21 protein-coding genes are annotated in these 22,505 nt (G+C 66.9%); 8 read left to right on the top strand and 13 right to left on the bottom strand.

Annotated features, from left to right (window positions below; translation table 11 throughout):
* Window positions 1–18: 18 nt before the first annotated feature.
* Window positions 19–963, bottom strand: a complete 945-nt coding sequence (locus ACPXCG_RS02800; protein WP_425788870.1) for an LLM class flavin-dependent oxidoreductase — start codon at window positions 961–963, stop codon at window positions 19–21.
* 248 nt (window positions 964–1,211) lie between these two features.
* Window positions 1,212–2,792 (bottom strand): AAA family ATPase, encoded by a 1,581-nt coding sequence (locus tag ACPXCG_RS02795; RefSeq protein WP_425788868.1) that lies wholly within the window; start codon window positions 2,790–2,792, stop codon window positions 1,212–1,214.
* Between the two features lie 146 nt (window positions 2,793–2,938).
* On the opposite strand from ACPXCG_RS02795, the gene ACPXCG_RS02790 reads away from it, so the two are divergent.
* Window positions 2,939–3,481, top strand: coding sequence for a molybdenum cofactor biosysynthesis protein (locus tag ACPXCG_RS02790; protein WP_425788865.1), 543 nt, complete (start codon window positions 2,939–2,941; stop codon window positions 3,479–3,481).
* On the opposite strand, the gene ACPXCG_RS02785 is transcribed toward ACPXCG_RS02790, so the two are convergent.
* The 8 genes from ACPXCG_RS02785 to ACPXCG_RS02750 form a co-directional block, all read right to left on the bottom strand.
* The gene (locus tag ACPXCG_RS02785) at window positions 3,459–4,442 is read right to left on the bottom strand and encodes a proline dehydrogenase family protein (RefSeq protein ID WP_425788863.1); all 984 of its coding nucleotides are present in this window, start codon (window positions 4,440–4,442) and stop codon (window positions 3,459–3,461) included. The two genes, ACPXCG_RS02790 and ACPXCG_RS02785, sit on opposite strands and share 23 nt — an antisense overlap.
* 87 nt (window positions 4,443–4,529) lie before the next feature.
* Entirely contained in the window at window positions 4,530–6,176 is a 1,647-nt protein-coding gene (gene pruA, locus ACPXCG_RS02780) for an L-glutamate gamma-semialdehyde dehydrogenase (RefSeq protein ID WP_425788861.1), read from the bottom strand.
* Between the two features lie 87 nt (window positions 6,177–6,263).
* The gene (locus tag ACPXCG_RS02775) at window positions 6,264–7,061 is read right to left on the bottom strand and encodes an ABC transporter permease (protein ID WP_425788859.1); all 798 of its coding nucleotides are present in this window, start codon (window positions 7,059–7,061) and stop codon (window positions 6,264–6,266) included.
* Window positions 7,061–7,954 carry a 2-aminoethylphosphonate ABC transporter permease subunit gene (locus tag ACPXCG_RS02770; RefSeq protein WP_425788857.1) on the bottom strand — a complete coding sequence of 298 codons (894 nt, stop codon included), beginning with the start codon at window positions 7,952–7,954 and terminating at the stop codon, window positions 7,061–7,063. The genes ACPXCG_RS02775 and ACPXCG_RS02770 overlap by 1 nt, the downstream gene beginning before the upstream one ends.
* Complete coding sequence (locus tag ACPXCG_RS02765; protein WP_425788855.1) at window positions 7,951–9,108, bottom strand: ABC transporter ATP-binding protein; 1,158 nt, start codon at window positions 9,106–9,108, stop codon at window positions 7,951–7,953. The genes ACPXCG_RS02770 and ACPXCG_RS02765 overlap by 4 nt, the downstream gene beginning before the upstream one ends.
* 1 nt (window position 9,109) lies before the next feature.
* Complete coding sequence (locus ACPXCG_RS02760; protein WP_425788853.1) at window positions 9,110–10,171, bottom strand: 2-aminoethylphosphonate ABC transporter substrate-binding protein; 1,062 nt, start codon at window positions 10,169–10,171, stop codon at window positions 9,110–9,112.
* 77 nt (window positions 10,172–10,248) lie between these two features.
* Entirely contained in the window at window positions 10,249–10,932 is a 684-nt protein-coding gene (locus ACPXCG_RS02755) for a phosphonatase-like hydrolase (RefSeq protein WP_425788851.1), read from the bottom strand.
* A gap of 22 nt (window positions 10,933–10,954) precedes the next feature.
* Entirely contained in the window at window positions 10,955–12,091 is a 1,137-nt protein-coding gene (locus ACPXCG_RS02750) for a TIGR03364 family FAD-dependent oxidoreductase (RefSeq protein WP_425788849.1), read from the bottom strand.
* 99 nt (window positions 12,092–12,190) lie between these two features.
* Here ACPXCG_RS02750 and ACPXCG_RS02745 point away from each other — a divergent pair, with 99 nt between their 5' ends.
* The 4 genes from ACPXCG_RS02745 (at window position 12,191) to ACPXCG_RS02730 (ending at window position 15,527) form a co-directional block, all read left to right on the top strand.
* Entirely contained in the window at window positions 12,191–12,751 is a 561-nt protein-coding gene (locus ACPXCG_RS02745; protein WP_425788847.1) for an HD family phosphohydrolase, read from the top strand.
* On the top strand, window positions 12,745–13,449 hold the full coding sequence (locus ACPXCG_RS02740) for a GntR family transcriptional regulator (protein ID WP_425788845.1): 705 nt from the start codon (window positions 12,745–12,747) through the stop codon (window positions 13,447–13,449). Before ACPXCG_RS02745 ends, ACPXCG_RS02740 begins: the two co-directional genes overlap by 7 nt.
* Window positions 13,450–13,514: 65 nt before the next feature.
* Entirely contained in the window at window positions 13,515–15,149 is a 1,635-nt protein-coding gene (locus ACPXCG_RS02735; protein ID WP_425788843.1) for a PucR family transcriptional regulator, read from the top strand.
* A 9-nt stretch (window positions 15,150–15,158) separates the two neighbouring features.
* Window positions 15,159–15,527, top strand: a complete 369-nt coding sequence (locus ACPXCG_RS02730; protein WP_425788841.1) for a TraR/DksA family transcriptional regulator — start codon at window positions 15,159–15,161, stop codon at window positions 15,525–15,527.
* Window positions 15,528–15,845: 318 nt separating this feature from the next.
* Here the strand turns inward: ACPXCG_RS02730 and ACPXCG_RS02725 are convergent, their stop codons facing one another.
* Both ACPXCG_RS02725 and ACPXCG_RS02720 read right to left on the bottom strand, forming a co-directional pair.
* Window positions 15,846–18,017 (bottom strand): glutamine synthetase III, encoded by a 2,172-nt coding sequence (locus ACPXCG_RS02725; RefSeq protein ID WP_425788839.1) that lies wholly within the window; start codon window positions 18,015–18,017, stop codon window positions 15,846–15,848.
* A 206-nt stretch (window positions 18,018–18,223) separates the two neighbouring features.
* On the bottom strand, window positions 18,224–19,255 hold the full coding sequence (locus ACPXCG_RS02720; protein ID WP_425788837.1) for an NAD(P)-dependent alcohol dehydrogenase: 1,032 nt from the start codon (window positions 19,253–19,255) through the stop codon (window positions 18,224–18,226).
* 101 nt (window positions 19,256–19,356) lie between these two features.
* On the opposite strand from ACPXCG_RS02720, the gene ACPXCG_RS02715 reads away from it, so the two are divergent.
* Complete coding sequence (locus tag ACPXCG_RS02715) at window positions 19,357–19,953, top strand: TetR family transcriptional regulator (protein WP_425788835.1); 597 nt, start codon at window positions 19,357–19,359, stop codon at window positions 19,951–19,953.
* A gap of 87 nt (window positions 19,954–20,040) precedes the next feature.
* Here the strand turns inward: ACPXCG_RS02715 and ACPXCG_RS02710 are convergent, their stop codons facing one another.
* Entirely contained in the window at window positions 20,041–21,195 is a 1,155-nt protein-coding gene (locus ACPXCG_RS02710) for an FUSC family protein (protein WP_425788834.1), read from the bottom strand.
* A gap of 61 nt (window positions 21,196–21,256) precedes the next feature.
* Between ACPXCG_RS02710 and ACPXCG_RS02705 the strand changes: the two genes are divergently transcribed.
* Entirely contained in the window at window positions 21,257–21,790 is a 534-nt protein-coding gene (locus tag ACPXCG_RS02705) for a MarR family winged helix-turn-helix transcriptional regulator (protein ID WP_425788832.1), read from the top strand.
* A 44-nt stretch (window positions 21,791–21,834) separates the two neighbouring features.
* A complete protein-coding gene (locus ACPXCG_RS02700; RefSeq protein WP_425788830.1) occupies window positions 21,835–22,500 on the top strand; it encodes a nitroreductase family protein in 666 nt (221 codons plus the stop codon).
* Window positions 22,501–22,505 lie beyond the last annotated feature (5 nt).

Here is a 22,505-nt window from a genome sequence, read left to right as displayed (position 1 = left end):
CGCTCACTCCGTTCCTCGCTACCGGACCGGCGGTGAATTGCCTCCTGTCACCAGCGGGATGACCTCCTGCGCAAGGAGTTCGAGTTGACGTTCGTGATCGGCGAGCGGCCAGACGAGGACCTGATCGGCCCCCGCGTCGCGGTACTCCCGCAGCAGAGCGGCGCAGTGCTCCGACGATCCGATGAGTACCCTGCCCGCGAGGTCCCGCTCGTCTCGGCCGAGGAGCGCCGCGAGTCGAGCGAGCCACTCGGACCGTTCGCGCTTGCCGTGCGTCACCTGGGTCCACATCGTGGCGACCACGCAGGACAGGTCGCGGTCAGAGCTGTCGGTGCGGCTCGCGCGCAGTACTTCCCGGCCGAGGGCGAGGTGGTCCGGCGTCGTGTTGTAGGCCGACGCCAGCCAGCCATCGCCCAGGCGGGCGACGCGACGGAGGCCGGCGGGCGATCCCCAGCTCGCGATCCACACCGGTGGTCTACCCGCACGTTTCGGCTGTGGTGCCAATGGTGTCGGGTCCGGGTAGAAGCGGCCACGTGACGACGGGCCGTCGTCGCGACCGAGTTGTGACCGCAGCAGCCGGACAGCTTCCTCGAACCGTGGCCACCGCTCATCGAAGTCGACGCAGGAGAGTGCGTAGTCGGCTGCCGAGGACCCTGCCCCCACGCCGAGTACGAATCGGCCGTCGGAGAGGATGTCCAGCGCTGCAGCCGCTTTGGCGAGTGCAGCAGGCCCGCGAACCACTGGCAGCGCAACCGTTGTCGCGAGGTCGAGATCGCCGCTCGCGTCGACGACCGACGCCAGCGCAACGATCCCGTCCAGCCATGGTCGCCGAAAGGCGAGATGATCGTTGGCGGCCACGGTGGCGTACCCCAGCCGCTGCGCGGTCCGGGCGTACGACGACAGTCGACGCGCATCCCAACCGCGACCGTCGAGGTCGATCAGCGGCAGGTGTGCGCCGTACTCCATCCTTGGAAAGTACTCTCGTCGAACCCCGTTGGTCGAGGGTGCCGGGGGAGTGATCTCGATACGCCACTCACTTCGTTCGTGGCTACTCGATCAGCGGGTGTTACGGCTCGCTTCGTTCGTGGCTACTCGATCAGCGGGTGTTACGGCTCGCTTCGTTCGGCGGGTGGTGCCACTCACTTCGTTCGGCGGGATGGGTTGCGTCCTGCTGATCGAGTAGCCGACGAGCGTAGCGAGGAGGCGTATCGAGATCACCGACCCGACGGCGGGATATAGTGCAGTCCACGGAATGTCGCGCTACTGGCGAAAACCGAGGCGTCGAGCTCCACCCCGCGGTGCGCCGCCATCCGCAGCGCCAGTCGCAGCAGCATCTTGATGTCGCGCGGAGTGATGTCGGGGAAACCGCCGACGAGATCGTCGAGCAGTCCTTCGTCCAGGGTGACGTCGTTTCCGGCTGCGAGGATCTGCCAGACCTGTCGTGCATCCTTGGGGCCGGGTGGCCGGTATTCGATGACCGCCGCGCACCGGGCATGGATGGCCTCGTCGACTCCGTCGATCCGGTTGGTCGTCAGGAACAGCAGTCCGTCGAAATACTCCAGCGTGCGCAGGAACTCGGCGACGATGGCGTTCTGGGCGAGGTCGAGCCCACGCTCCATCACGAAGACGTCGGCCTCGTCGAGGAGGAGTACGGCGTCCCACCGTTTCGCACGGTCGAAGATCACCTCGAGGTTCTTGCGCACGAGTTCGGCTGTCACACCCAGGGATCCGGAGTGGATCGAGTACAACGGTCGGCCGGTGACCTCCGCGTACACCTCGGCGGTCAGGGTCTTGCCCACTCCGGGCCGCCCCATCGCCAAGATCACGTTGCCTGCGGACTTCCCGTCGATGATGTCGCCGGTGAAGACGGAGATGTCCGTGGTGAGGATATTCAGCAGTTCGCGCTGATCATCGGGGAGGACCAGCTTGTCCTGGAGATCGGCGTCGTAAGTGTACTCGGAGAGGTCCCCGGTGTTCACATCCAGAAAATCCTGCGCGCCCAGGTCGAAGACGCGGACCGCCGTGATGACCGGCACCGAGCCATAATCGCCGCCCTCGAACAGGACCGAGGCTGCGACCATTCGCAACGCCGCGATCTCGCTGGGCGCCACGTCGTGGACAACCTTCCGGTTCTCGCGTTTGTTGGGCGAACGGTAATCGTCGGTCCGGATCGCGCGGCCGGTGAAGGTGAATTGCTGCCCGAATCCGTCGTCGATGATCTCCTGGTACCGGTCGCGGCGCACTTGGTATTCGGCCTTGAGTTCCACCGTCTCCTTGTACGCGCCACCGGCGACCAGGACATCGCCCGGCAGTTTGCCGACGATCTCCGTCTCCTCGAAGTACAGCACCCGCGGTTTGCGTGACGGCCGCTTCACGGTGGCGTTGTCGGCCTCCATGGTGAACTTGATCCGGGGCCCGTGCGTGCGGTCGCCGTGTTCCAGCGTGAGGTCCATGACCAGATACGGATGCAGATAGCCGTCGGATTCACGGACGTACAGCCAGCCGTCGATGAGGTCGTCACGCAGAAAACTCCGGAAGATCTCGGCGGCTGCGTCGACGTGTGGGATGGCCGGGAACTCGCCGGCACGTGCCGATCGGATCGCGGACACCGCGCGGGCGAAGGAGTCGTCGGCGGTTGACGTCGCGGCGGCGACCAGGTCTGCGAGCGCGGCGTCGGTGAGGTCGCGGTCGGCGATCCCGATCTCTGGCGATCGCCACGACTGTGCCTGTTTCCGCGCGGCCGCGAGGTCTTCCGACGAGGTGGCCGCGACCAGAGTGGTGGGTGCGACGAGCATGGTGGTCCTTTGTCGAGCAGCGCTGCCAACGGGCGTTCTCATCAGGCTATCGACCATGTTTGACATGCGCCAATACCCAATCTGACTCCACTGAGACATGGTCTTTATGAATGCGGAGACGAGTTCGCGACGCATACGGTGGCGGTATGGAGTATCGGTTCGAGATCGTCTCATTGCTGGTGTCGCCGCGGCACGCCTACTTCGGCAGGCCCAAGGACGGCCCCGCCGACGAGGTGGAAACCGCCGCTCCGGATCGAGTGGACATCGTGGCGGACAAGGGGATTCGCGGTGACCGGTTCTTCGGGGTCCGGGCGCACACCGAGGCCTCGATCACCTTCTTGGCGCTCGAGGCGTGGCGGGCGGCTGCCGGTGACGTTGATCCGGCGGTCGGGCGACGCAACATCGTCGTCCGCGGCCTCGAACTCGATCCGCTCCGTGGTCGTGAGTTCGAGATCGACACCGGTGACGGCGGCATCGTCTTCCGTGGCGGCCGTCCCGCTCATCCGTGCTCGTGGATGGACTCGATGGCGGGTGAGGGCGTCCGTAAGGCGCTCATCGGCCGTGGTGGGTTACGTGCCCAGCCGTTGTCGTCGGGTGTCCTCCGCGTCGGACCGGCGGTGATCAGATGCGACGTCGAACTCGATGCCTCGCGAGCGGCCGATCAGGTCAGGCGGGCTCAGCCGCTGTGACCGGATGGCGTCGGTCCGCGAGCGCCCGGAGAAAGAAGGTGACGTTGGCAGGCCTCTCGGCGAGGCGCCGGACGAAGTAGCCATACCACTCCCGGCCGTAGGGGATATAGACGCGCACACGATGCCCATCTCCGGCGAGCCGCAGCTGCTCGTCGGTGCGGATGCCGTACAACATCTGGTGCTCCCAGGAGTCCGGGGCCCGCCCGAACTCCGCCGCCAGTTCGTGCGCGGCGCCGATCATCATCGGATCGTGGCTGGCCACCATCGGGTGTCCGTTGCCTTTCATCAGGATCCGCAGGCAGCGTAGGAACGCCTCGTCGATCTGGGTGCGGTCGGCGAACGCCACCGTGGGCGGCTCCGCATATGCACCCTTGCACAGTCGGATTCGTGCACCGGATTCGGCGAACTCGCGACAATCGTCCTCGGTGCGGCGCAGGTAGGCCTGGAGTACGGTGCCGAGGGAGGGCAAATCGCGACGCACGGTCCGCACGATGTCGAGTCGCCCGTCGACGGTCGCGTGATCCTCGGCGTCGACCGTCACGAGGACGCCGGCGGCCTCGGCTGCTGCGCAGATGGTGTGAACATTCTCTTCGGCGATCTTGCGCCCGTGTCGCGGCAGCATCTGGCCGAGGGCGGTGAGTTTCACCGATACCTCCAGCGCATTGGGAGTCGGCGGCGACATCCTCGACATCTCTTCCAGGAGTGAGAGATATGCGTCGACGGTCCGTGCGGCCTGCGCGTCGTCGCTGGTGTCCTCACCGAGGTGGTCGATGGTGACCGACAACCCGTTGCCCAGCGAGTCGCGGATCGCCGCCAACACGTCCTCCTCGGTTTCGCCGGGGACGAATCGCTCGACGACACGTCTGGTGACGGTCAGCCGTTGCGACGTCTCCTTGATGCGCTCGCTCGCCGCGACGGCGGTGATCATCGGTCGCATCGTGGTGTCGAAGAACTTGCTCATCGGGTCTCCTCGGTGCGGGGCGGGTGCGCTGGTCTCGATACGCCACTCACTTCGTTCGTGGCTACTCGACCGGCGGTAGGGGTGTGGCTACTCGACGGGCTGGGATGCCGTCATGTGGGGGTACGCGGATGCGGTGGGCGGCACGAAGGTCTCCTTGATGGTCCGGGTGGAGGTCCAGCGCATCAGATTGGCCTTCGAGCCCGCCTTGTCGTTGGTGCCTGATGCGCGCGCGCCGCCGAACGGTTGCTGCCCCACGACGGCGCCGGTGGGCTTGTCGTTGACGTAGAAGTTGCCGGCCGCCTGGCGCAGCAGATCGGACGCGGTCGCGACAGCGGCCAGGTCGGTGGCGATCACCGCGCCGGTCAGGGCATATCTCGCGGTCGAATCCACCAGCCCCAGGGTGTGTTCGAAGTCGTCGTCCTCGTAGACATGGACCGACAGCACGGGTCCGAAATACTCGGTGGAGAACGCCTCGTCGTAGGGGTCGTCGGACAGCAGCACTGTCGGGCGGACGAAAAATCCCTCACTGTCGTCGCACTCACCGCCGACGGCCACCGTCATGGTCGGGACGGTCTTGGCGCGGTCAATCGCGGCGACATTCTTGTCGTAGGCGCGGCGGTCGATCAGTGCCCCGCCGAAGTTCCCCAGATCGCGGATGTCCCCGTAGGACAGCTGATCTGCCTCCGCAAGGAAGTCGTCGCCCATGCGCTCCCACACCGACCGTGCGATGTACGCGCGGGACGCGGCCGAACACTTCTGGCCCTGGTACTCGAACGCGCCGCGGATCAGCGCGGTGCGCAGGACATCGGGATCGGCCGACGCATGCGCCACGATGAAGTCCTTGCCACCGGTCTCGCCGACGATTCGCGGATAGTTCCGGTACCGGTCGATATTCGCACCCACCTCACGCCACAGGTGCTGGAACGTTCTCGTCGAACCGGTGAAGTGGATACCCGCGAGATGTTCATCGGCGAGCACCACTTCGGACAACTCGACACCATCGCCGTGAACCAGGTTGATCACACCGTCCGGAAGTCCTGCGGCCCTGAGCAATTGCATTGTCAGGTGGGCGGCGTAGGCCTGTGTTGGTGACGGCTTCCAGATGACTGTGTCGCCCATCAGCATCGGGGCGGTCGGCAGGTTTCCGGCGATCGCGGTGAAGTTGAACGGGGTGATGGCGTAGACGAATCCATCCAGCGCGCGATGGTCGATCCGATTCCACACCCCCGGCGAGGAGATCGGTTGCTCTGCGAGTATCTCCCGGGCGAACGAGACGTTGAACCGCCAGAAGTCGATGAGTTCGCACGGCGCGTCTATCTCGGCCTGCTGCACCGATTTCGACTGACCGAGCATGGTCGCAGCGGCCATCCGCTCCCGCCACGGGCCGCTCAGCAGGTCGGCGGCACGCAGGAGGACGGCCGCGCGATCGTCGAAGGAGGTCGCCGCCCACGCGGGCGCGGCCGTCCGTGCCGCGGTGACTGCCGCCTCACCGTCGTCGTGGGTCGCATTGCAGATGGTGCCCAACACCTCTCGATGTGCGTGCGGCTGGACCACATCGATGCGCTCGCCGCTGCCATGCAGCTCGTAGCCGCCGATGACATGCGGGAGCTCCATCGGTCCCGCCGAGGACTGCCGGGTGAGCTCGTCGGTGATCCGGGTCCGCTCGGGTGTTCCGGGTGCATAGGTGTGGACCGGCTCGTTCGACGGGCGCGGGGGTGTGGTGATGGCATCCATACCAGCAGTTCAGCACCCCAGAACCCGGGACGATATGTCCGATCGGCAAATCGAATACGGCGGCCTTTGTCGATCAGGACAACGCGGTCATCGCACCACGGCCCGGGACCTGAGTCTGCCGAGCAGCGCCAACGAGATCAGCGTCGCTGCAAGCAGCACCGACGTGCAGGCCGCCGCGGAGAACACCTGACCACGGTCGGACAGACCGAAGATCGTCACCGGGAGGGTCTTCCAGGTCGCCGGGTAGACCATCACCGTTGCGCCCAACTCACCCATCGACAAGGCCACCGCCAGGCCCGCCGCCGCGCCCAGGGCGGGTAACAGGAGTGGCAGCGTCACCCTCGTCATGACCCGAAACGGTCCTGCCCCGAGCGATTCCGCGGCCTGTCGATACGCCGGATCGAGTCGCTCCAGGGCGGCCGAGACGGCGCTGAAGGCGAACGCCAGCACCAACACCGTGTGGGCGACGATCACGATCCACTTCGTCCCGCCGAGCAGCAGCGGCTTCTCGTTGAAACTGATCAGTAACCCGAGGCCGATGGCGACCGACGGTACCGCGATCGGCAGGTGGAACACCGCGTCCACGACCCTGCCGACCGGCCCGCTTGCCTCGCGCGCCGCGATCGCGGCCCACGTACCCAGGATCAGCGCCAGCGTGCCGGCGATGAACGCGGTCTGCAGGCTCACCGACAGACTGGCGACGTTGTCGCCGGATAGTGCGTCGCCGAAGTGTGCGAGGCCGAGATCCGACGGCAGCGGTCCCGTCCAGGATCCCGCGAAACCGGCCACCACGACGGTGGCGATCGGCGCGACGAACACCACCAGGACCACCACGGCGAACAACGTCCACACCACCGCCCGGCCCCGTCGAGTCCAGAACAACATCAGTGGTCTCCTCGCCGGCTCGTCGTCATCCGCGCGAACACGAGCCGGTACGCGCCGTAGAGGATCAGAGACAGGAGCACCTGCACGGTCGCGATCACGGCAGCTCCGGGTAGGTCGAAGGAGACGATTCCGCGTGTGTACACGAGCATCGGCAGCGTCACCACATCTTTCGCGCCGGTGAACAGCACGATGCCGAACTCGTTGAGCGTCAACAGCAATACCAGGCTGCCGCCGGCCAGCAGCGAGGGCACCGCCTCGGGCATGACCACGGTGCGCAGCACACGCCACGGCGACGCGCCCAGGCTGGCGGCGACATCGAGCTGATCCCTCGACATCACGGTGAACGACGCGAGCAACGGGCGGACGACGAACGGTGTGAAGAAGGTGATCTCGGCGGCGATGACCCCGGCCGGCGTCGCGAGGAAATTCAACGGCCGGTTCCCCGTGACCTCGAAGATGGCCGCATTCACCGCACCCGCACTCCCGTACAGAAACGTGAACGCGAGCGTGATGAGAAACGACGGCAGCGCGAGCACCGTGTCGATCAGGCGCGCCACGACGGTGGAACCCGGGAAGGGAACGAAGGCCAGCACGATCGCGAGGAACGTGCCGAGTATGAGGCAACCGACGGTCGAGCAGACCGCGATCTGTGCCGTCGTCGCGAGTGCGCGTCGGAAGATCTCACTGCTCAGCACGGCTCGCCAGGTGCTCTGACCGGTGCCGCCTGCCGACTCGGTCAGCACACGGACCAGCGGGTAGACCGCGATCAGGAGGACGATCAGCAGGGGCGGCGCGACCCAGGCCGCCGGACGCCACCGGTTCGGAGACGTATTCGGCTGCAGATCAGCCTGTTCGATCGGCGGCGTCCGCGCCAGAACATGACTCGTGCTCATCGTGCCGTCCCCGCGGCCTCCACCAGCACGCCGGTGGGGCTCGGAAACCTGACACCGACACGCGATTCGGTCGGATGGTCCGCCCGACCGGTCACATCGGCCTCGAGGAGCTGATCGGGCAGCCCGTCGACGGCGAGCGTGAGCCGTGTCGTCGCGCCACGCCACACGGACCCGGTCACCCGGGCGGCCAGTGAGCCGGCGGCCCACAAGGCGGTCACCTCCAATTCGTGTGGACGGATGCACAGCGATGCACTGGTCCCGGGCGCCCAACGCCGCGCAGGCGCCGGTGCGCTCGCGGTGAACATCTTGTCGCCCACCGAGACCAGCGCCGTGGTACCCGACACCCGGCCCACGGTGCAGCCGATGAGGTTCGCACCGCCGAGGAAAGCCGCCGTGAAGCTGCTGGGAGGGCGCGACCACAACTCATCCGCGGTACCGATGTCGACGAGTTGCGCGTCCCGCATCACCGCAACCCGGGACGCGAGCGCCAGCGCCTCGGACTGGTCGTGCGTCACGTACAGCATCGTCGTGTCGGGCAGCGCATCCCGCAGTCGTTGCAGCTCGATCACCATGGACTGGCGCAACGCCGCGTCGAGTGCGGCGAGCGGTTCGTCGAGAAGCAGCACATCGGGCCGGATCGCCAGCGCCCTGGCGATCGCCACTCGCTGCTGTTGTCCGCCGGAGAGCTCACGGGGCAGTCGGGACGCGTAATCCGACATGCTGACCATCGCGAGGGCGTCCGAGACCCGTTCGGTGATCCGCGCTTTGGGCATCCGGCGCGCCTTCAGGCCGAACGCGACATTGTCACGTACCCGCATATGCGGGAACAACGCGTATGACTGCACCACGACACCGATGCCGCGTTTGGCGGGTGGCAGATCGGTCACGTCCCGGCCCGACAGCCGGACCCGTCCGGCGCTGGGCCGCACGAATCCGGCCAGCGCCTTGAGCGCCGTCGACTTACCCGATCCGCTCGGCCCGAGCAGAGCGATCGTCTCACCGCGCTCGACCCGCAAGGTGAAGTCGAGCAGGGCGTCGGTGGACTTCTCACCGCGCCCGTAGGTGACGGTCACGCGGTCGAAGGCGATGCTCGGCTGCGCCGGGGCGACAGTGACGGACGCGCGTGCGGTCGGGGTCGTCAACGGGTTGGACATCTCAACTCCCGGTGGACTTCTGGTACGCGGAGACGTCGGCATCGAGCGACGTGAGTACCGAGTTCCAATCGGGGTTCCACACGGTGACCCCCTTGATCACCTCGGACGGGGTCGGGGTGGTGCCGTCGGGAGCCGGCGGCGTCACGTCGGTGCGCACCGAGACACCGAGCGCCTGGGTGCCCACGGTCTGTTGGACGTCCTTCGAGAGCAGGAACTCGAGGAGCTTCTGGGCGTTGTCGGCGTGCGGCGCTCCCTTGGTGATGCCCGCGAAGTAGGGCAGTGACACGGTGGTCCGCGACCCGTCGGGCATGGCGGGGAAGAACAGGTTGAACTTCGACCCGTCGTCGCGGATCGATGCCAGGTTCATCTGCACGTCGCCGTTGGCGACCATCAGTTCACCATTGCTGACCTTGGGCTGGAGCTTACCGGTCGAGCTCGACGGACCGACGTTGTTGACCTGCAATTTCGCGAGGTAGTCGAGGGCGGCCTGATCGCCCATGAGGTGTTGCAGCAGGAGCAGAACCGCGGTGCCGTCACCGGCTTGGCCGGGTGTGGAGTACTGGATCTTGTCCGTGAATCGCGGTGCGAGGAGGTCGTCCCAGGTCTTCGGCGCGGGCGTCGCCGACGGATTCGCGATGAACGACAGGTAGTTGTCGACGATGGCGACATACTTGCCGCCGGCGTCCTTGTCGGCCTTGTCCACCGCCGTGGTGTCCACTCCGCTGTCGGCGAGTAGGCCCTCGCCCGCCGCCTTCTGGATGAACGGCGGCAAGGTGACCAGCAGGTCTGCCTGCGGATTGGACTGCTCCTTCTGGACGCGCGACACCACCTCTCCCGAACCGGCTTCCACGATGTTGACCGAGATCCCGGTCTGCTGCCGGAAGGTGTCGAACTCGGTCTTGTACCAGCTTCCGAGCCCGTCGGCGGTGTAAACGGTGATGCTCTTGTCGCCGGACTCGGAGGTTCCGGTACCGCCACAGGCGGCGGTGACGGCGACGGTGGCCGTGGTCAGGGCGAGAACCGCGGCACGCCAGGTGCCACGTCGAAAGACGGAGAGGCGCATGCTGTTTCCTTCATTCGGGTGATGAGGTTGAGGTGATCGGGGGCCGACGCGCCGTTGCGTGCGGTCCCGGGGCTGGATCAATGGGTGAGCAGCTCGCCGAACTGGCTCACGGAGTCGACGATGTGGGTGGCGCCGGCCGCGTTCAGGCGCGTTTCGTCGTGGGCGCCGGTGAGGGCGCCTGCCACGATCTCGGCGCCTGCTCGGATGCCGCACGTGATGTCGTTGGCGGTGTCGCCGAGGACCGCGACCTGGCGGACATCGTCGATCCGCAGGTCGATCACCGCGGACAGGATCATGTCCGGGAACGGGCGGCCGCGGAGGGTGGCCGACGGTGCGACCGCGAGGTCCGCGAGGTCTACCCAGCCGAGCGCGGTCAGCAGCCGCCGCTGTGTCTCGGCACTGAAGCCGGTGGTCAGTGCGACCTTGATCCCGGCGGTACGCAACGATTCGATGGTGTCGGCGGCTCCGCCGATCTCCCGCACGCCGCCATCGGAAAGCGATGAGGCGTAGGCATTCTCGAATGCCGTGTTGGCGAGTTGGGCACGCACTTCGTCACCGCCGACCAGATGGCGGAAGACGACGATCTTGGACTGGCCCATCGTGTCGACCACGTACTGGCGCGCCCGTTGGTGGCCAGGGCCCTCCGCGGGGAGCCCGGCGGCCTCGGCCGCCGCATCGAAGGCGGCCAGCACGAGGCCGTCGTCGGCGACTGTGGTGCCTGCCATGTCGACTGCGGCCAGGCGGATCTTCAGGTCGGACAAGGGAATACCTTTCGAGTCGGGCTCAGAGGTTCATCAGGTCGGCGGTCTGCTCGCCGATGGCGGGGCCGAGCGTCATCCCACGGCCGCCGGGACCGGTGACCACCCAGACGCCGGGCGACACCTGCTCCCGGAATGCGATCGCGGCCGGGTCGAGGCATTGTGAATAGACGCCCGACCACCGGCGGGCGATGCCGGGCAGCGGCCGTCCGAGCAGGGATTCGACGACCTGCCGGAGATGCTCGTAAGGCCCCTCGTCGACATCGAATCCGAACACGGCGTCGTCGTCGTACTCGTGGGTGTCGCCGATCGTCAGACCGCCGTCGAGCCGTTGCACGCAGAGCAACTGCATGTGGTGCTCGGCCGCGACCGGAACCTGGGATTGGTTTGCGGTGAGCACCTCGAGTGCGTCGCCGGCGAAACCCGGGTAGTACCGGAAACTGTCGGCGTCGGCGATGGCGGTGGTCAGTTCCTCGCCGAGTGGAGCGGTCTGCATCATCTGCAGGCGGACGCGTCGGACCGGCGGCGCCGAACCGAGCAGTTCACGGGTGAGGCCACCGTGTGACGCGCCCGGACAGTGGATGACCGCGTCGCCACGATGAGTCGTGCCGTGGTCGTCGCGCACCGACACGCCGGACTCTGCCGATTCGACCGACCGGACCTCGCGTCCGGGCACGAAATCGTATCGACCGGTACCGGCCAGATGGGATCGGAGAGCGGGTAGCGCGATGCGGGACTCGACTGCACCGTCACGAGAACAGTGCAGCCCGGCGCGGAAGTCGCCACGCAGCGCGGGATTGATCCGTCGCACGGCTTCCGGGTCGAGCAGGGTGAAGCTGCGATCGGCGGCGTCGGGCCGGGTGGACACGTCTTCGGCCACGGCGAGCTCCGCGGCGCTCCGGACCAGCGTGAGTGACCCACACGGTCGGAACCCGATCCCGGGTACCTCGGTCCCGATCTTCTCCCAGAGATCGCGGGACCGTTGCGCCGCAGCGAGTTCGCCCGGTGCGCGCCCGGAGACCCACACGAGACCGAAGTTGCGGACCGTGGCGCCACGCGCCTCGCGTTCGCGTTCGATCTGCACCACCCGGTGCCCGCGAACGACCGCCGACCAGGCGTGGGCGGTGCCCAGGATTCCGCCGCCGATGACGATGATCTTCATGCGGACCAGTGTGCAATCTTTGGTCTAGACCAAACAGGATCCTCCGTGGAAACACTCGGTGAACTTTTGGTCTAGACCAGAAACGCTATGCTCGGGTACATGTCGTCTTCCTCCGAGGCCGCTGCTGAGGTGACCGCTGTGCTCCGATCCCTGCGTGGCGTCTGGGATGAGCCGACCGTCGACGAGTTCGACCACGCGATGCAGGCCGGATGGCATGCACGGGTCGACGGCGCGTCCGACGAGCTGGTCCTCGCCGCGGTTCTCCACGATGTCGGCCGGAGCCCGCTCCTGCCCGGGCCGGAGCCACACGACCGGATCGCCCGTGAATGGCTGACTCCCCGCTTCGGGGCGCGGGTGGGCTGGCTGGCCGGGGCGCACGTCGCGGCGAAGCGATTTCTTGCGGACACCGAATCCGGCTATGCCGCCGGACTTTCCGAGACCTCGGTGGATTCGCTGGCGCACCAGGGCGGAGCGGGGGGTGTCGATGCTGCGTGGACGACGCACCCGTGGTGGCCCGATGCCGTCCGGTTGCGTCGATACGACGACGCCGCAAAGGTTGTCGGGGCACCCGGCATGGAGATCGGCGAAATCGGCATCCTGGCGGGGAGAATTGCCGATCGATCGGCGGTCGAGCGGCGGTCGAGGGGAGTGCCATGGTGACCGTCGAACCCCGCAAGTACTACCGGGTCCGGACCGAGCTCGAGCGAATGGTGTCCGCCCTCGAGGAGGGTGACGCCGTTCCGCCCGAACGTGCGCTCGCCGAGCAGTTCTCGGTCGCGCGGGAGACGGTGCGGCAGGCGTTGCAGGATCTGCTCGTCGAAGGACGGATCGAGAGGCGAGGTCGTCGGACCGTGGTGTCGTCGCCGAAAATGGTGCAGCCGTTGTCATTACGGTCCTACACCGAGGGGGCGAAGGAACACGGACGGGTGCCGGGACGCATTCTGGTGACCTTCGAGGACATCGTTGGTGATGAGTCGATGTGTGAGGCGCTGGGTATCGCGCCGGGTTCGCCGGTGATGCACCTCGAACGGGTATTGCTGGCGGACGGCGTCAAGCTGGGTCTGGAGAGCACTTATCTCGCCCAAGCGAGATTCGGCGACTTTGCGGCGACCTTCGACCCGCAGACGTCGCTGTACGCCGCAATACGTGCGGAAGGCGTCGAGTTCGCCAGTGCCGAGGAGCGCATCGAGACCGCGCTGGCTTCCCCACGGGAGGCCGATCTACTGGAGACGACGACCCTCATGCCGATGATGCTGCTCCGCCGGCGCTCGCTCGATGTCGACGGGATGCCCATCGAGGTGGTGCGGTCGCTCTACCGTGGCGACCGGGTCGCGTTTGCGGCCGTGTTGCATCGCTGACCGATTCGCGCCGAGTCATCGGGAACCTGTCCGATCACACAATGTGTAGGGCGATAATTGGCCGTATGACCACACCTGCGGGCGTATCCCTCGGTCAACTGCTCCTCGCCCTCGACAGCACGGTGGCGAACCTGGTCGGCGCTCCGAGCGGCCTGGACCAGCGTCTGTCGTCGGCGGCACTCCTCGACGTCGACGACATCCTCCTCGGCCTGGGCCGCGCGGCCCGAGGCGCCGAACTGTTCCTGTTCGTCGGCGTCCCCGACGACGCCGTGCTCACGTGGCTGTCGGGTCTCGGCGCACACCGGCCGGTGGCCATCCTCTGCAAGGCGCCGTCCGAGCGTGTCGTCGAACGTGCCGAGACGACCGGCGTCGCCGTCATCGCGATCGATCCCCATGCGCGCTGGGAGCGGATCTATCATCTGGTCATGCGCGTCCTGGAGGGCGCGCCCGGGCCCGGCTCCGGTATGGCAGGTGAGTCGATGCGATCCGGGGCGATCGGCGATCTCTTCGAACTGGCGGGCGAGGTCGCCCGGCGAACCGGCGGACTGGTCAGCATCGAGGACGAGCGGTCCCACGTCCTCGCCTACAGCAGCGCCGGGGACGAGGCCGACGAGTTGCGTCGGCTCTCGATCCTCGGACGCGAAGGGCCACCGGAGATGCTCGCCTGGCTGCGGCAGTGGGGGGTGATGGACGCGGTACGGACCGGCACGGACGTGGTCGTCGTCGACGAGCGGGCCGATCTGGCGCTGCGCCCCCGGCGCGCCATCGGCATCCGCAGGCCCGCGGCGGACGGACCGGAAGAGTTCCTCGGTGTCGTATGGCTCCAGCAAGGACGCACGGCGTTGACCATCGACACCGACGAGGTGCTTGCCGGGGCGTCGGCCGTTGCCGCACGGATGATCTCGCGACGCAAGACCGCGGGCACCGCTCACGACGACGTGGTCCGGCGTCTCCTGGGTGCGCGGGGGGAGATCGTCGACGCGGATTACCTCGGCGCGCAGCTCGGTATCGCTGTCGACCTCCCGATGACGGTCGCCGGTTTCGCCACGGCAGACGACGACGAGGGCCCGGCCGCGATGCTCCAGGGGGCCGGGGAGGTGTCGGCACTCACCTTGCACGCGAGCGCGTTCAGTCCACTGTCGGTGACGTCCACGATCGGATCTCGCGCGTACGTCGTACTCCCGCAAGTGGATCCCGACGCGACCCGCACCTGGGGGAGATCGGTGGTCGCGGCGGCGGAACGCCAGTTCGGCGTCGCGCTACGGGCCGTGATCGCCGGTCCGGAGGATGGTCTCGCGTCGGTGCCTGCGCTGCGCGCCCAGGTCGATCGCGTCCTCGACGCCGCCGAACGCGAAGGAGAGCTGATCGCCGATGTGACCACGGTCGGCGAATCGCAGACGGGCGTTCTCCTCGGCGAGATCGTCGCCCACCTCACCGCGAACCCGGAACTGATGGACACCCGGGTCGTCGAGCTCGCCGAGACGGACGAGCGCACCGGCAGCGAGTTCACCTCGTCGTTACGCGTGTACCTCGACCGGTTCGGCGATGTGCGCTCGGCAGCAACGACTTTGCACATCCACCCGAACACCCTGCGGTATCGGATCCGTCGGCTGCAGGAGCTCACCGGAATGGACCTCGACGACCCGGCGACCAGGCTCGTCGTCGCGCTGTCGTTGCGTGCCGGCGCGGCGGCACGGTGAGGTGTCCAGATGGTCACTGAACCCGACGGCGCTCGGGCAGCGCTGAGCGCCGACCGTGCCTCCACGCTGGCGCTCATCGAGTCCTTGTCGGCCCGATTGGAGTCGGTCATCGAGGCCACTGCGGATTCCAGCTCCGACGACGAGCACGACCCCGAAGGCACGACACTCGCCGTCGAGCGCGGACAACTCGTCGCGCAACTGGACAGATCGCGGGTGCGGCTCGAGGAGATCGATGCGGCGTTCGGCCGCCTCGATCACGGGACCTACGGCCGCTGCGAGAGCTGCGGTGAGCCGATCGGCTCGGAGCGTCTCGACGCGCTGCCTGCCGCGCGGCACTGCATCGCCTGCGCGGCGCGTAATTCCGCCCGACGTTGGTGATCTCGACAGCAACCCATTTCCCGCCGACAGCAACCTCGATCCCGCCGACGGCAACCGAATCTGCGCCGACAGCAACCCGTTTAGCGCCGACAGCACCGTAGCGGTTGGGCGAACGAGCGGCCTGACGGCATGGTTGTGCGTGATGGTCGCTCCACGGCCTCCCACTCGCGCGATATCGGGGTTGCCGTCGGCACGAAATGGGTTGCCGTCGGCGCTAAACGGGTTGCCGTCGGCGGGAAACCGGTTGCTGTCGGCGGGCGGGGAGACGACAGTGCCCACCGGTGAAGTTCCGGCGGGCACTGTCACAAGTCGACGAGCTCAGAGGATGGTGAGCATCTCGTGGTAGGTCGGTAGGGGCCAGAGATCGTCGGCGACGATGCTCTCGAGCTTGTCCGCGACGGTCCGGACATCGACCATCGCGGGGATCAGCGCCTTCAGCGCGTACTCGGCCTCGCCCTCGACGCTGTCGGCGTGAAAGCCACCGATGGCCTCCTCGAGCGTCAGCATCGCGGCGTAGAGATCCTTGGTGCTCTTGGTCACCGACATCAGGACCGGGTGGTCGGTCTCGACGCCGGCGGCCTTCAGACTGGCCGCGGTGCCGGCGAGTTCTCCCTGGTAGCGGTTGGCGGCAGGGAGGATCATCGTCTTGGCGATCTCCAGGGTCTCCTTGGCTTCCACCAGGAGCGCGAGTGAGTACTGCTCCAGCACGACCTCCTTGCGTGCCTTCAGCTCACGATTGCTCAGGATTCCGTACGCGCTCATGACCTCCTGGATCGCGGGCTCGTCGTACTGCGCCATCGCGTCGACGGTGGTGCGCAGGTTGAGCAGGCCTCGCGCCGCCGCCTCCTCCTGCCATTCGTCGGAGTAGCCGTTGCCGTTGAACACCACCTTGCCGTGCTCGACGATGATGCCTTCGAGCACCTTCTGTACCGCGGCATCGAACTCCACGCCGTCGGCGAGCTCCTTCTCGAGGAAGTTCGCGACGTAGTCCAGAGATTCGGCCAACATGGCGTTGATGGCGATCATCGGATCGGCGATCGACTGGTTGGAACCCGGGGCGCGGAACTCGAAACGGTTGCCGGTGAAGGCGAACGGGCTCGTCCGGTTGCGGTCGCCGGCGTCCGCCTTGAGTGGTGGCAAGGTGTCGACGCCGAGTTCCAGCACGCCGGTTTCCTTGCTGGCCTTGGCGCCGCCCTTGGCAATCTGGTCGAAGACGTCCATCAACTGCTCGCCGAGGAAGATCGAGATGATGGCCGGCGGTGCCTCGTTCGCGCCGAGGCGGTGATCGTTGGACGCCGAGGCGATGGACGCGCGGAGCAGTCCGCCGAACTTGTGCACGCCACGGATGATGGCCGCGCAGAACACCAGGAACTGCTCGTTCTCGTGTGGGGTGTCGCCCGGGTTGAGCAGGTTGCCCTGATTGTTGTTGCCGAGCGAGAAGTTGACGTGTTTTCCGGAGCCGTTGACCCCGGCGAACGGCTTCTCGTGGAGCAGACAGACCATGCCGTACCGCTCCGCGACGTTCTTCATCGTCGTCATCATCAGCTGCTGGTGGTCGTGGGCGAGGTTGGACTTCTCGAAGACCGGTGCGAGCTCGAATTGTCCGGGGGCCACCTCGTTGTGGCGAGTCTTCGCGGGGATGCCCTGTTTGAACAACTCCCGGTCGAGCTCGATCATGAAGGCCAGTACGCGATCGGGGATGGCCCCGAAGTAGTGATCGTCGAACTCCTGTCCCTTGGAAGGATTGTCGCCGAACAGGGTTCGGTTCGTGGTCATCAGGTCGGGCCTGGCGAAGTAGAAGTGACGGTCGATGAGGAAGTACTCCTGCTCGGCGCCGGCGTACGAAACGACGGTGTCGACCTCGGCGTGGCCGAACAACTTCAGCACTCGCATGGCCTGCTTGCTCATCGCCTGCTGGCTGCGTAGCAACGGGGTCTTCTTGTCCAGCGCCTCACCGGTCCACGAGATGAAGATCGTGGGGATGCAGAGCGTATTCCCGTTGGGGTTCTCCATGATGTAGGCCGGGCTGGTCACATCCCAGCCGGTGTACCCGCGGGCCTCGAAGGTGCCACGCAGACCGCCGTTGGGGAAGCTCGAGGCGTCGGGCTCGCCCTGTAGCAGCGTCTTGCCCTGGAACTCGGCCAAGGAGGCTCCCGAGCCGTCGGGTTCGAGGAACGAGTCGTGCTTCTCCGCGGTGAAGCCCGTGAGCGGATAGAAGACATGGGCGTAGTGCGACGCGCCCTTCTCGATCGCCCAGTCCTTCATGGCCGATGCGACGTAGTCGGCCATGGTGGGGTCGAGCGGCGCACCCTTGTCGATGGTCGCCGAGACCGCCTTGAAGACGTGCTTGGGCAGGCGGGCCTTCATCGCAGACAAAGTGAAGACGTTGCGCCCGAAGGTGTCTGCCAACGGTTCCGGGAATCCATCGGTTTCCACCGAGTAGTTCGTCACTGCCTCGATGGCTTGACGGCGGGACATGCTGCCACTCATTGTCGCTCCTGGGATCGTCACCTCGTCCTCGGCGTCGGGAGTGCATCGAGGACGTTTCGTGGTGGTGCAAGCGATACGACGCTATGAGCAGGACGTACCCGGGTCGTTTCCCCTGTGTGACGTGCGTGAAAACAGGCGTCACCAATGTGAACTCCGCACGGGATCACGGCCGTGGGGCGCTGACGGCGGACGCGTAGACGCGTGCGTCAGGGCAGATCGGACATGTCGAGTACGAACCGGTAGCGGACGTCGTTGCGTGCCAGCCGGTCGAGGGCGTTGTTCACTTGCGCCGATGGCAGAACCTCCACGTCGGCGGTGATGTCATGGACGGCGCAGAATTCCAGCATGGCTTCGGTCGCGGGTCGGCCCCCGCTGCCTGCCGAACTCAATTTCTTGCGCCCCACCAGCAGGTCGGTGGTCTGGACGGTGACCGGTCCGAGGTACCCGAGGTGACTGAGCGTGCCGTCCATGGCGACCAAACGGAGGTAGGGCCCGAGGTCGTGGGGAGCGGAGATGGTGTCGATGAGTACGTCGAACCGATTCTGGGCGGCCGCCATGTGGGTGGCGTCGGTGGAGATGACCAGATCGTGGGCGCCGAGTCGAGATGCGTCGGCGGCTTTGTCTTTCGATCGGCTGATCACGGAGGTCTCGGCACCGAGCGCGACGGCCAGTTTGACGGCGAGATGGCCCAGCCCGCCCAGGCCGGCCACGGCCACGCGCGTGCCGGGTCCCACACCGAGGCTGCGCAGCGGCTCCCAGACGGTGATCCCGGCGCAGAGCAGAGGCGCTGTGGCGGCCGGGTCGAGACCTGCCGGTAGCTGGTAGACGAATCGGTCGCGGACGACATATTCGCGGGAGTAGCCGCCCAGCGTGGTCGATCCGTCGTGACGGTCGGTGCCGCCATAGGTCAGAGTCGGGAACTCGTGGCAGAAATTCTCCTGACCGGCCCGGCACATGGCGCACACCCCGCACGAGTCGACGATGTTGCCGACCGCGACCGGGTCGCCGACGGAGAATCGAGTGACGTCGCGTCCGAGCTCGGTGACGGTGCCGGTGAACTCGTGCCCTGGTACGAGGGGGGTGTCCGCCCCACCGCGATGGTCGCGGACGGCGTGCAGGTCGGTGTGGCAGACCCCGCAGTAGTCCACCCGCACCGCGACGTCGTCGGGGCGCAGGGCTCGCCGCTGCAGCGGCTTCCGCACCAGTCGCCGTGTGGTCTCGTCCGCTTGCCATCCCACCGTCGTTCTCACTGCGCCTCCAATATAAACAGAATGTTCGGTCTATTTTAGAATAGCAGCGTCTGAAATAAACAAACTGTTCTGTTGCTAGCGTCATGACCATGACCGACCGGCCTCGCACCGCCCGTGGCGCCGCGACACGTGAGCGGATCCTCGAGGTGGCAACGCGTGAGTTCGCGGAGCACGGGATCGCCGGGGCCCGCATCGAGCGGATCGTGGCGGGTGCACACACGAACAAGGCGCAGCTCTATGGCTATTTCGGCAACAAGCAGGGCCTGTTCGACGCCATTTTTTTCGGGTCACTGGAGCGGATCACGAACGTTGTCCCCATCGATGCCACCGACCTCCCGGACTGGGCCGTGCGACTCTACGACGAGTACCTCCGCCGCCCGGACCTCATCCGTTTGGCCACCTGGGCGCGCCTGGAACGACGCCCCGCCGGTCACCTCGTCGACGACGCCGACCGTTTGGACGACCACAAACTGCGCGCCATCACCGAAGCGCAGGCCGCCGGCATCGTGCGACCGGGTGACCCGTTCGACGTGATGGCCATGGTCATCGCCATGTCCATGGCATGGTCGCCGGTCAGCAATGTCTATGCAGCGACTGCCCAGGAGCCGCGCGACGTGCATGACCGTCGCCGCGCTCTGCTTCGCCAGACCGTCACAGCGGCACTGACAACGGTCGGCAACGGCTGAACGGCCGGCGGGGAACATCCTGTGCTGCGGTTCATCGAACTCTTCGGCGTGGGTGACTCACGTTGCGATGAGTCACGTTCCTTCCGCTCATGTCGAGATCTTCGCCGGCTGTCGAAGGCGCCCGACGTCGGGCGCCGTGATCGTCAGAGCGGCGACCACAATCCCGATCACGACACCGATCAGCGTGTCGGTCACCCGGTCGAGGGCGGCAGACGGCGGGAGGTCGGCGCTGAGCCCGGTCAGGAGCAGGGCCATCGGCGTCACCGCCACCGACGCGACCGCATAGTTGACGGGAGCGGTGATCTCCGCCGCCAACTGACAGATGACGATGACGACCACGGCGCCCCAATAGTTGATACCGAGGCCCAGTAGCACGACGGCGATGATCGCGCCGCCGACGTTGCCGAGCAGCCGCTGCACTCCCCGCTGAACGGTGACGTGATACGACACGCCCTGCATGGCGGCGATGGCGCCCATCGCGGCCCACATCGGATGGGAGAGTCCGGCGGCCGTGGCGATGGCTGCGCTGGCCGCCATCGCCACGACGATCCGCAGACTGTTGGCCACCAGATCGTGCCGAGGTCGACGAGTCAGGGTGGTCCAGAGCGATTCGTACTGAACCGGCGTGTTGTCGGTGGTAGGGCGCAGCTGCGTCGGGCGGATGCGCGACCACGTGCCTCGCAGGAGCCACGGCGCCAGGGAGGCCACCGCGCCACAGACGGCGCCGATGACCGTTGCGGTCAGGGTGCGGCGCAGATCTGAGGCACTGTCGACAAATCCCATCGAGCCGGTGGCCGCGAAGACGAAGATGATCGCGCCGGGTCCGGCCATGCGCAAGGTGCCGACGAGCAGTGCCGCGCAGCCTCCCAGGATTGAGATCGTTGCGATCTGCACCGTGATCGACGCATCGGTCAATCCGAGGGCTGCGCCGATCCCGACTGCTGCGACGATCCCGATGCCCAGCACGCCGAGGCGCCCCACCCGCACGCGGTACGGATCCGGGCGACAGAACGCCGACGTCACTGCCCCCAGTGCGGCGAAGCCTGCGACGTCGCGACATCCGAGTAGTCCACTCACCACCAGGACGATGGCGACCGCGATGCCGACCCGGATCGGGGCCGCGACACCGGCCCGACTCATGTCGAAGGTCGAGACAGAGGACCGCCACACCGAGGGGTGCACGGCATGAACGAGGGCGGACTGCCGATGACGGACGTGGTCGCCCAGGGTGCCGGTGCTCATGGAGAGGTACTTTAGCACTGTTTTATTAGTAAAATAAAACGCGCGGACCTACCATGTGGACGTGAGCACCCCACCAGCGCCGGGAACGCAGCGGGCCGACCGCACCCCGGACACGCCCGATCTCGTCGACCGCATCCAGCAGGAATGGGCGCAGGCGTACCCACAGTTCGACGTTGGCCCGATCGGGGTGCTCGGCCGTATCCAACACATCGCGACCGCCAGCAGTCACCGGCTCGACCGGCATCTCGAACCACACGGCGTCACCCGATCGGAGTACGACGTGCTCGGCGCGCTGGCGCGCTCGGATCGACCCCTGCGCGCGAGTGATGTCGTGTCGACGACCCTGCTCAGCGGCGCGTCGATCACCAAGATCACCGAGAGTCTCTCGCGGCGGGGTCTGCTGGAACGACGTAAATCCGAACGCGACGGGCGGGTGGTCCTGCTGGAACCGACCGCCGACGGCCGGGCTCTCGTGGAAGCCGAGTTGCCGCGCCGCCTCGCCGACGACGAACACGCACTGTCGGGCCTCGACCCGGCCGAACGGGAGATGCTCGCCACCCTCCTGCGCAAGGTCTCGGCGACGGTCGGTGGCTGAGGTGGCCGTCCTCCCGGGGTGCCGTGAGGGGCATAGTGGGCTCCATGGAGTTGAACGACGTCATGCGTGCCACGTTCGCCGCTCGCGAGTTCACCGACGACCCGTTGCCCGACGAGGTGCTCTGGCGCATCCTCGACAACGCGCGGTTCGCGCCGAGCGGAGGTAACCGGCAGGGCGCGCACATCGTCGTGGTGCGCGACACCGACACGAAGCAGAAGCTGAGCGAGCTGGGGAAGCCGACGGTGCGTCGCTATGTCGCGCAGCGGAATGCCGGCGAGAGCCCGTGGAATCCGGTACACCCCACGGCCGTCCCACAGGACGTGATCGATACGACCGCGGTGCCGGACAGTTTCGTCGAACCCATCCGGACAGCTCCTGTGGTGCTGGTGGTCTCGGTGGATCTGTCGATGGTGGCGGCCATCGATCAGGATCTGGATCGGGTGGGCGTGGTCAGCGGCGCGTCGGTCTATCCGCTGGTGTGGAACATCCTGCTCGGCGCCCGTCAGGAAGGCTACGGCGGCACCATCACCTCGATGGCGGTGCTGGCCGAGGATCAGGTTCGGGAGATGTTGGGGTTGCCCGGGACATACGCGATTGCCGCGGTGATCCCGATGGGACGGCCGGTGCGTCAGCTCACCAAGTTGCGTCGTCAGCCGGTCGGTGAGTTCGTCACGCTCGAGCGCTTCGACGGGCCGCCGCTGACGCCCTGACCGTC

The sequence above is a fragment of the Gordonia sp. DT218 genome (assembly GCF_049847105.1).
Lineage (GTDB): Bacteria > Actinomycetota > Actinomycetes > Mycobacteriales > Mycobacteriaceae > Gordonia.
The sequence above is the reverse complement of the archived record's forward strand: the minus strand, read 5'-3'. Positions and strand labels throughout refer to the sequence as shown.

Excerpts from the sequence above, each read along its gene's own strand:
- pruA (WP_425788861.1), bottom strand. The coding sequence starts at position 6,176 with ATGGATGCCATCACCACACCCCCGCGCCCGTCGAACGAGCCGGTCCAC.
- ACPXCG_RS02760 (WP_425788853.1), bottom strand. The coding sequence starts at position 10,171 with ATGCGCCTCTCCGTCTTTCGACGTGGCACCTGGCGTGCCGCGGTTCTC.
- ACPXCG_RS02775 (WP_425788859.1), bottom strand. The coding sequence starts at position 7,061 with ATGTTGTTCTGGACTCGACGGGGCCGGGCGGTGGTGTGGACGTTGTTC.
- ACPXCG_RS02710 (WP_425788834.1), bottom strand. The coding sequence starts at position 21,195 with ATGAGCACCGGCACCCTGGGCGACCACGTCCGTCATCGGCAGTCCGCC.
- ACPXCG_RS02800 (WP_425788870.1), bottom strand. The coding sequence starts at position 963 with ATGGAGTACGGCGCACACCTGCCGCTGATCGACCTCGACGGTCGCGGT.
- ACPXCG_RS02785 (WP_425788863.1), bottom strand. The coding sequence starts at position 4,442 with ATGAGCAAGTTCTTCGACACCACGATGCGACCGATGATCACCGCCGTC.
- ACPXCG_RS02765 (WP_425788855.1), bottom strand. The coding sequence starts at position 9,108 with ATGTCCAACCCGTTGACGACCCCGACCGCACGCGCGTCCGTCACTGTC.
- ACPXCG_RS02715 (WP_425788835.1), top strand. The coding sequence starts at position 19,357 with ATGACCGACCGGCCTCGCACCGCCCGTGGCGCCGCGACACGTGAGCGG.
- ACPXCG_RS02750 (WP_425788849.1), bottom strand. The coding sequence starts at position 12,091 with ATGAAGATCATCGTCATCGGCGGCGGAATCCTGGGCACCGCCCACGCC.
- ACPXCG_RS02740 (WP_425788845.1), top strand. The coding sequence starts at position 12,745 with ATGGTGACCGTCGAACCCCGCAAGTACTACCGGGTCCGGACCGAGCTC.
- ACPXCG_RS02730 (WP_425788841.1), top strand. The coding sequence starts at position 15,159 with ATGGTCACTGAACCCGACGGCGCTCGGGCAGCGCTGAGCGCCGACCGT.
- ACPXCG_RS02790 (WP_425788865.1), top strand. The coding sequence starts at position 2,939 with ATGGAGTATCGGTTCGAGATCGTCTCATTGCTGGTGTCGCCGCGGCAC.
- ACPXCG_RS02795 (WP_425788868.1), bottom strand. The coding sequence starts at position 2,792 with ATGCTCGTCGCACCCACCACTCTGGTCGCGGCCACCTCGTCGGAAGAC.
- ACPXCG_RS02735 (WP_425788843.1), top strand. The coding sequence starts at position 13,515 with ATGACCACACCTGCGGGCGTATCCCTCGGTCAACTGCTCCTCGCCCTC.
- ACPXCG_RS02725 (WP_425788839.1), bottom strand. The coding sequence starts at position 18,017 with ATGAGTGGCAGCATGTCCCGCCGTCAAGCCATCGAGGCAGTGACGAAC.
- ACPXCG_RS02770 (WP_425788857.1), bottom strand. The coding sequence starts at position 7,954 with ATGAGCACGAGTCATGTTCTGGCGCGGACGCCGCCGATCGAACAGGCT.
- ACPXCG_RS02745 (WP_425788847.1), top strand. The coding sequence starts at position 12,191 with ATGTCGTCTTCCTCCGAGGCCGCTGCTGAGGTGACCGCTGTGCTCCGA.
- ACPXCG_RS02700 (WP_425788830.1), top strand. The coding sequence starts at position 21,835 with ATGGAGTTGAACGACGTCATGCGTGCCACGTTCGCCGCTCGCGAGTTC.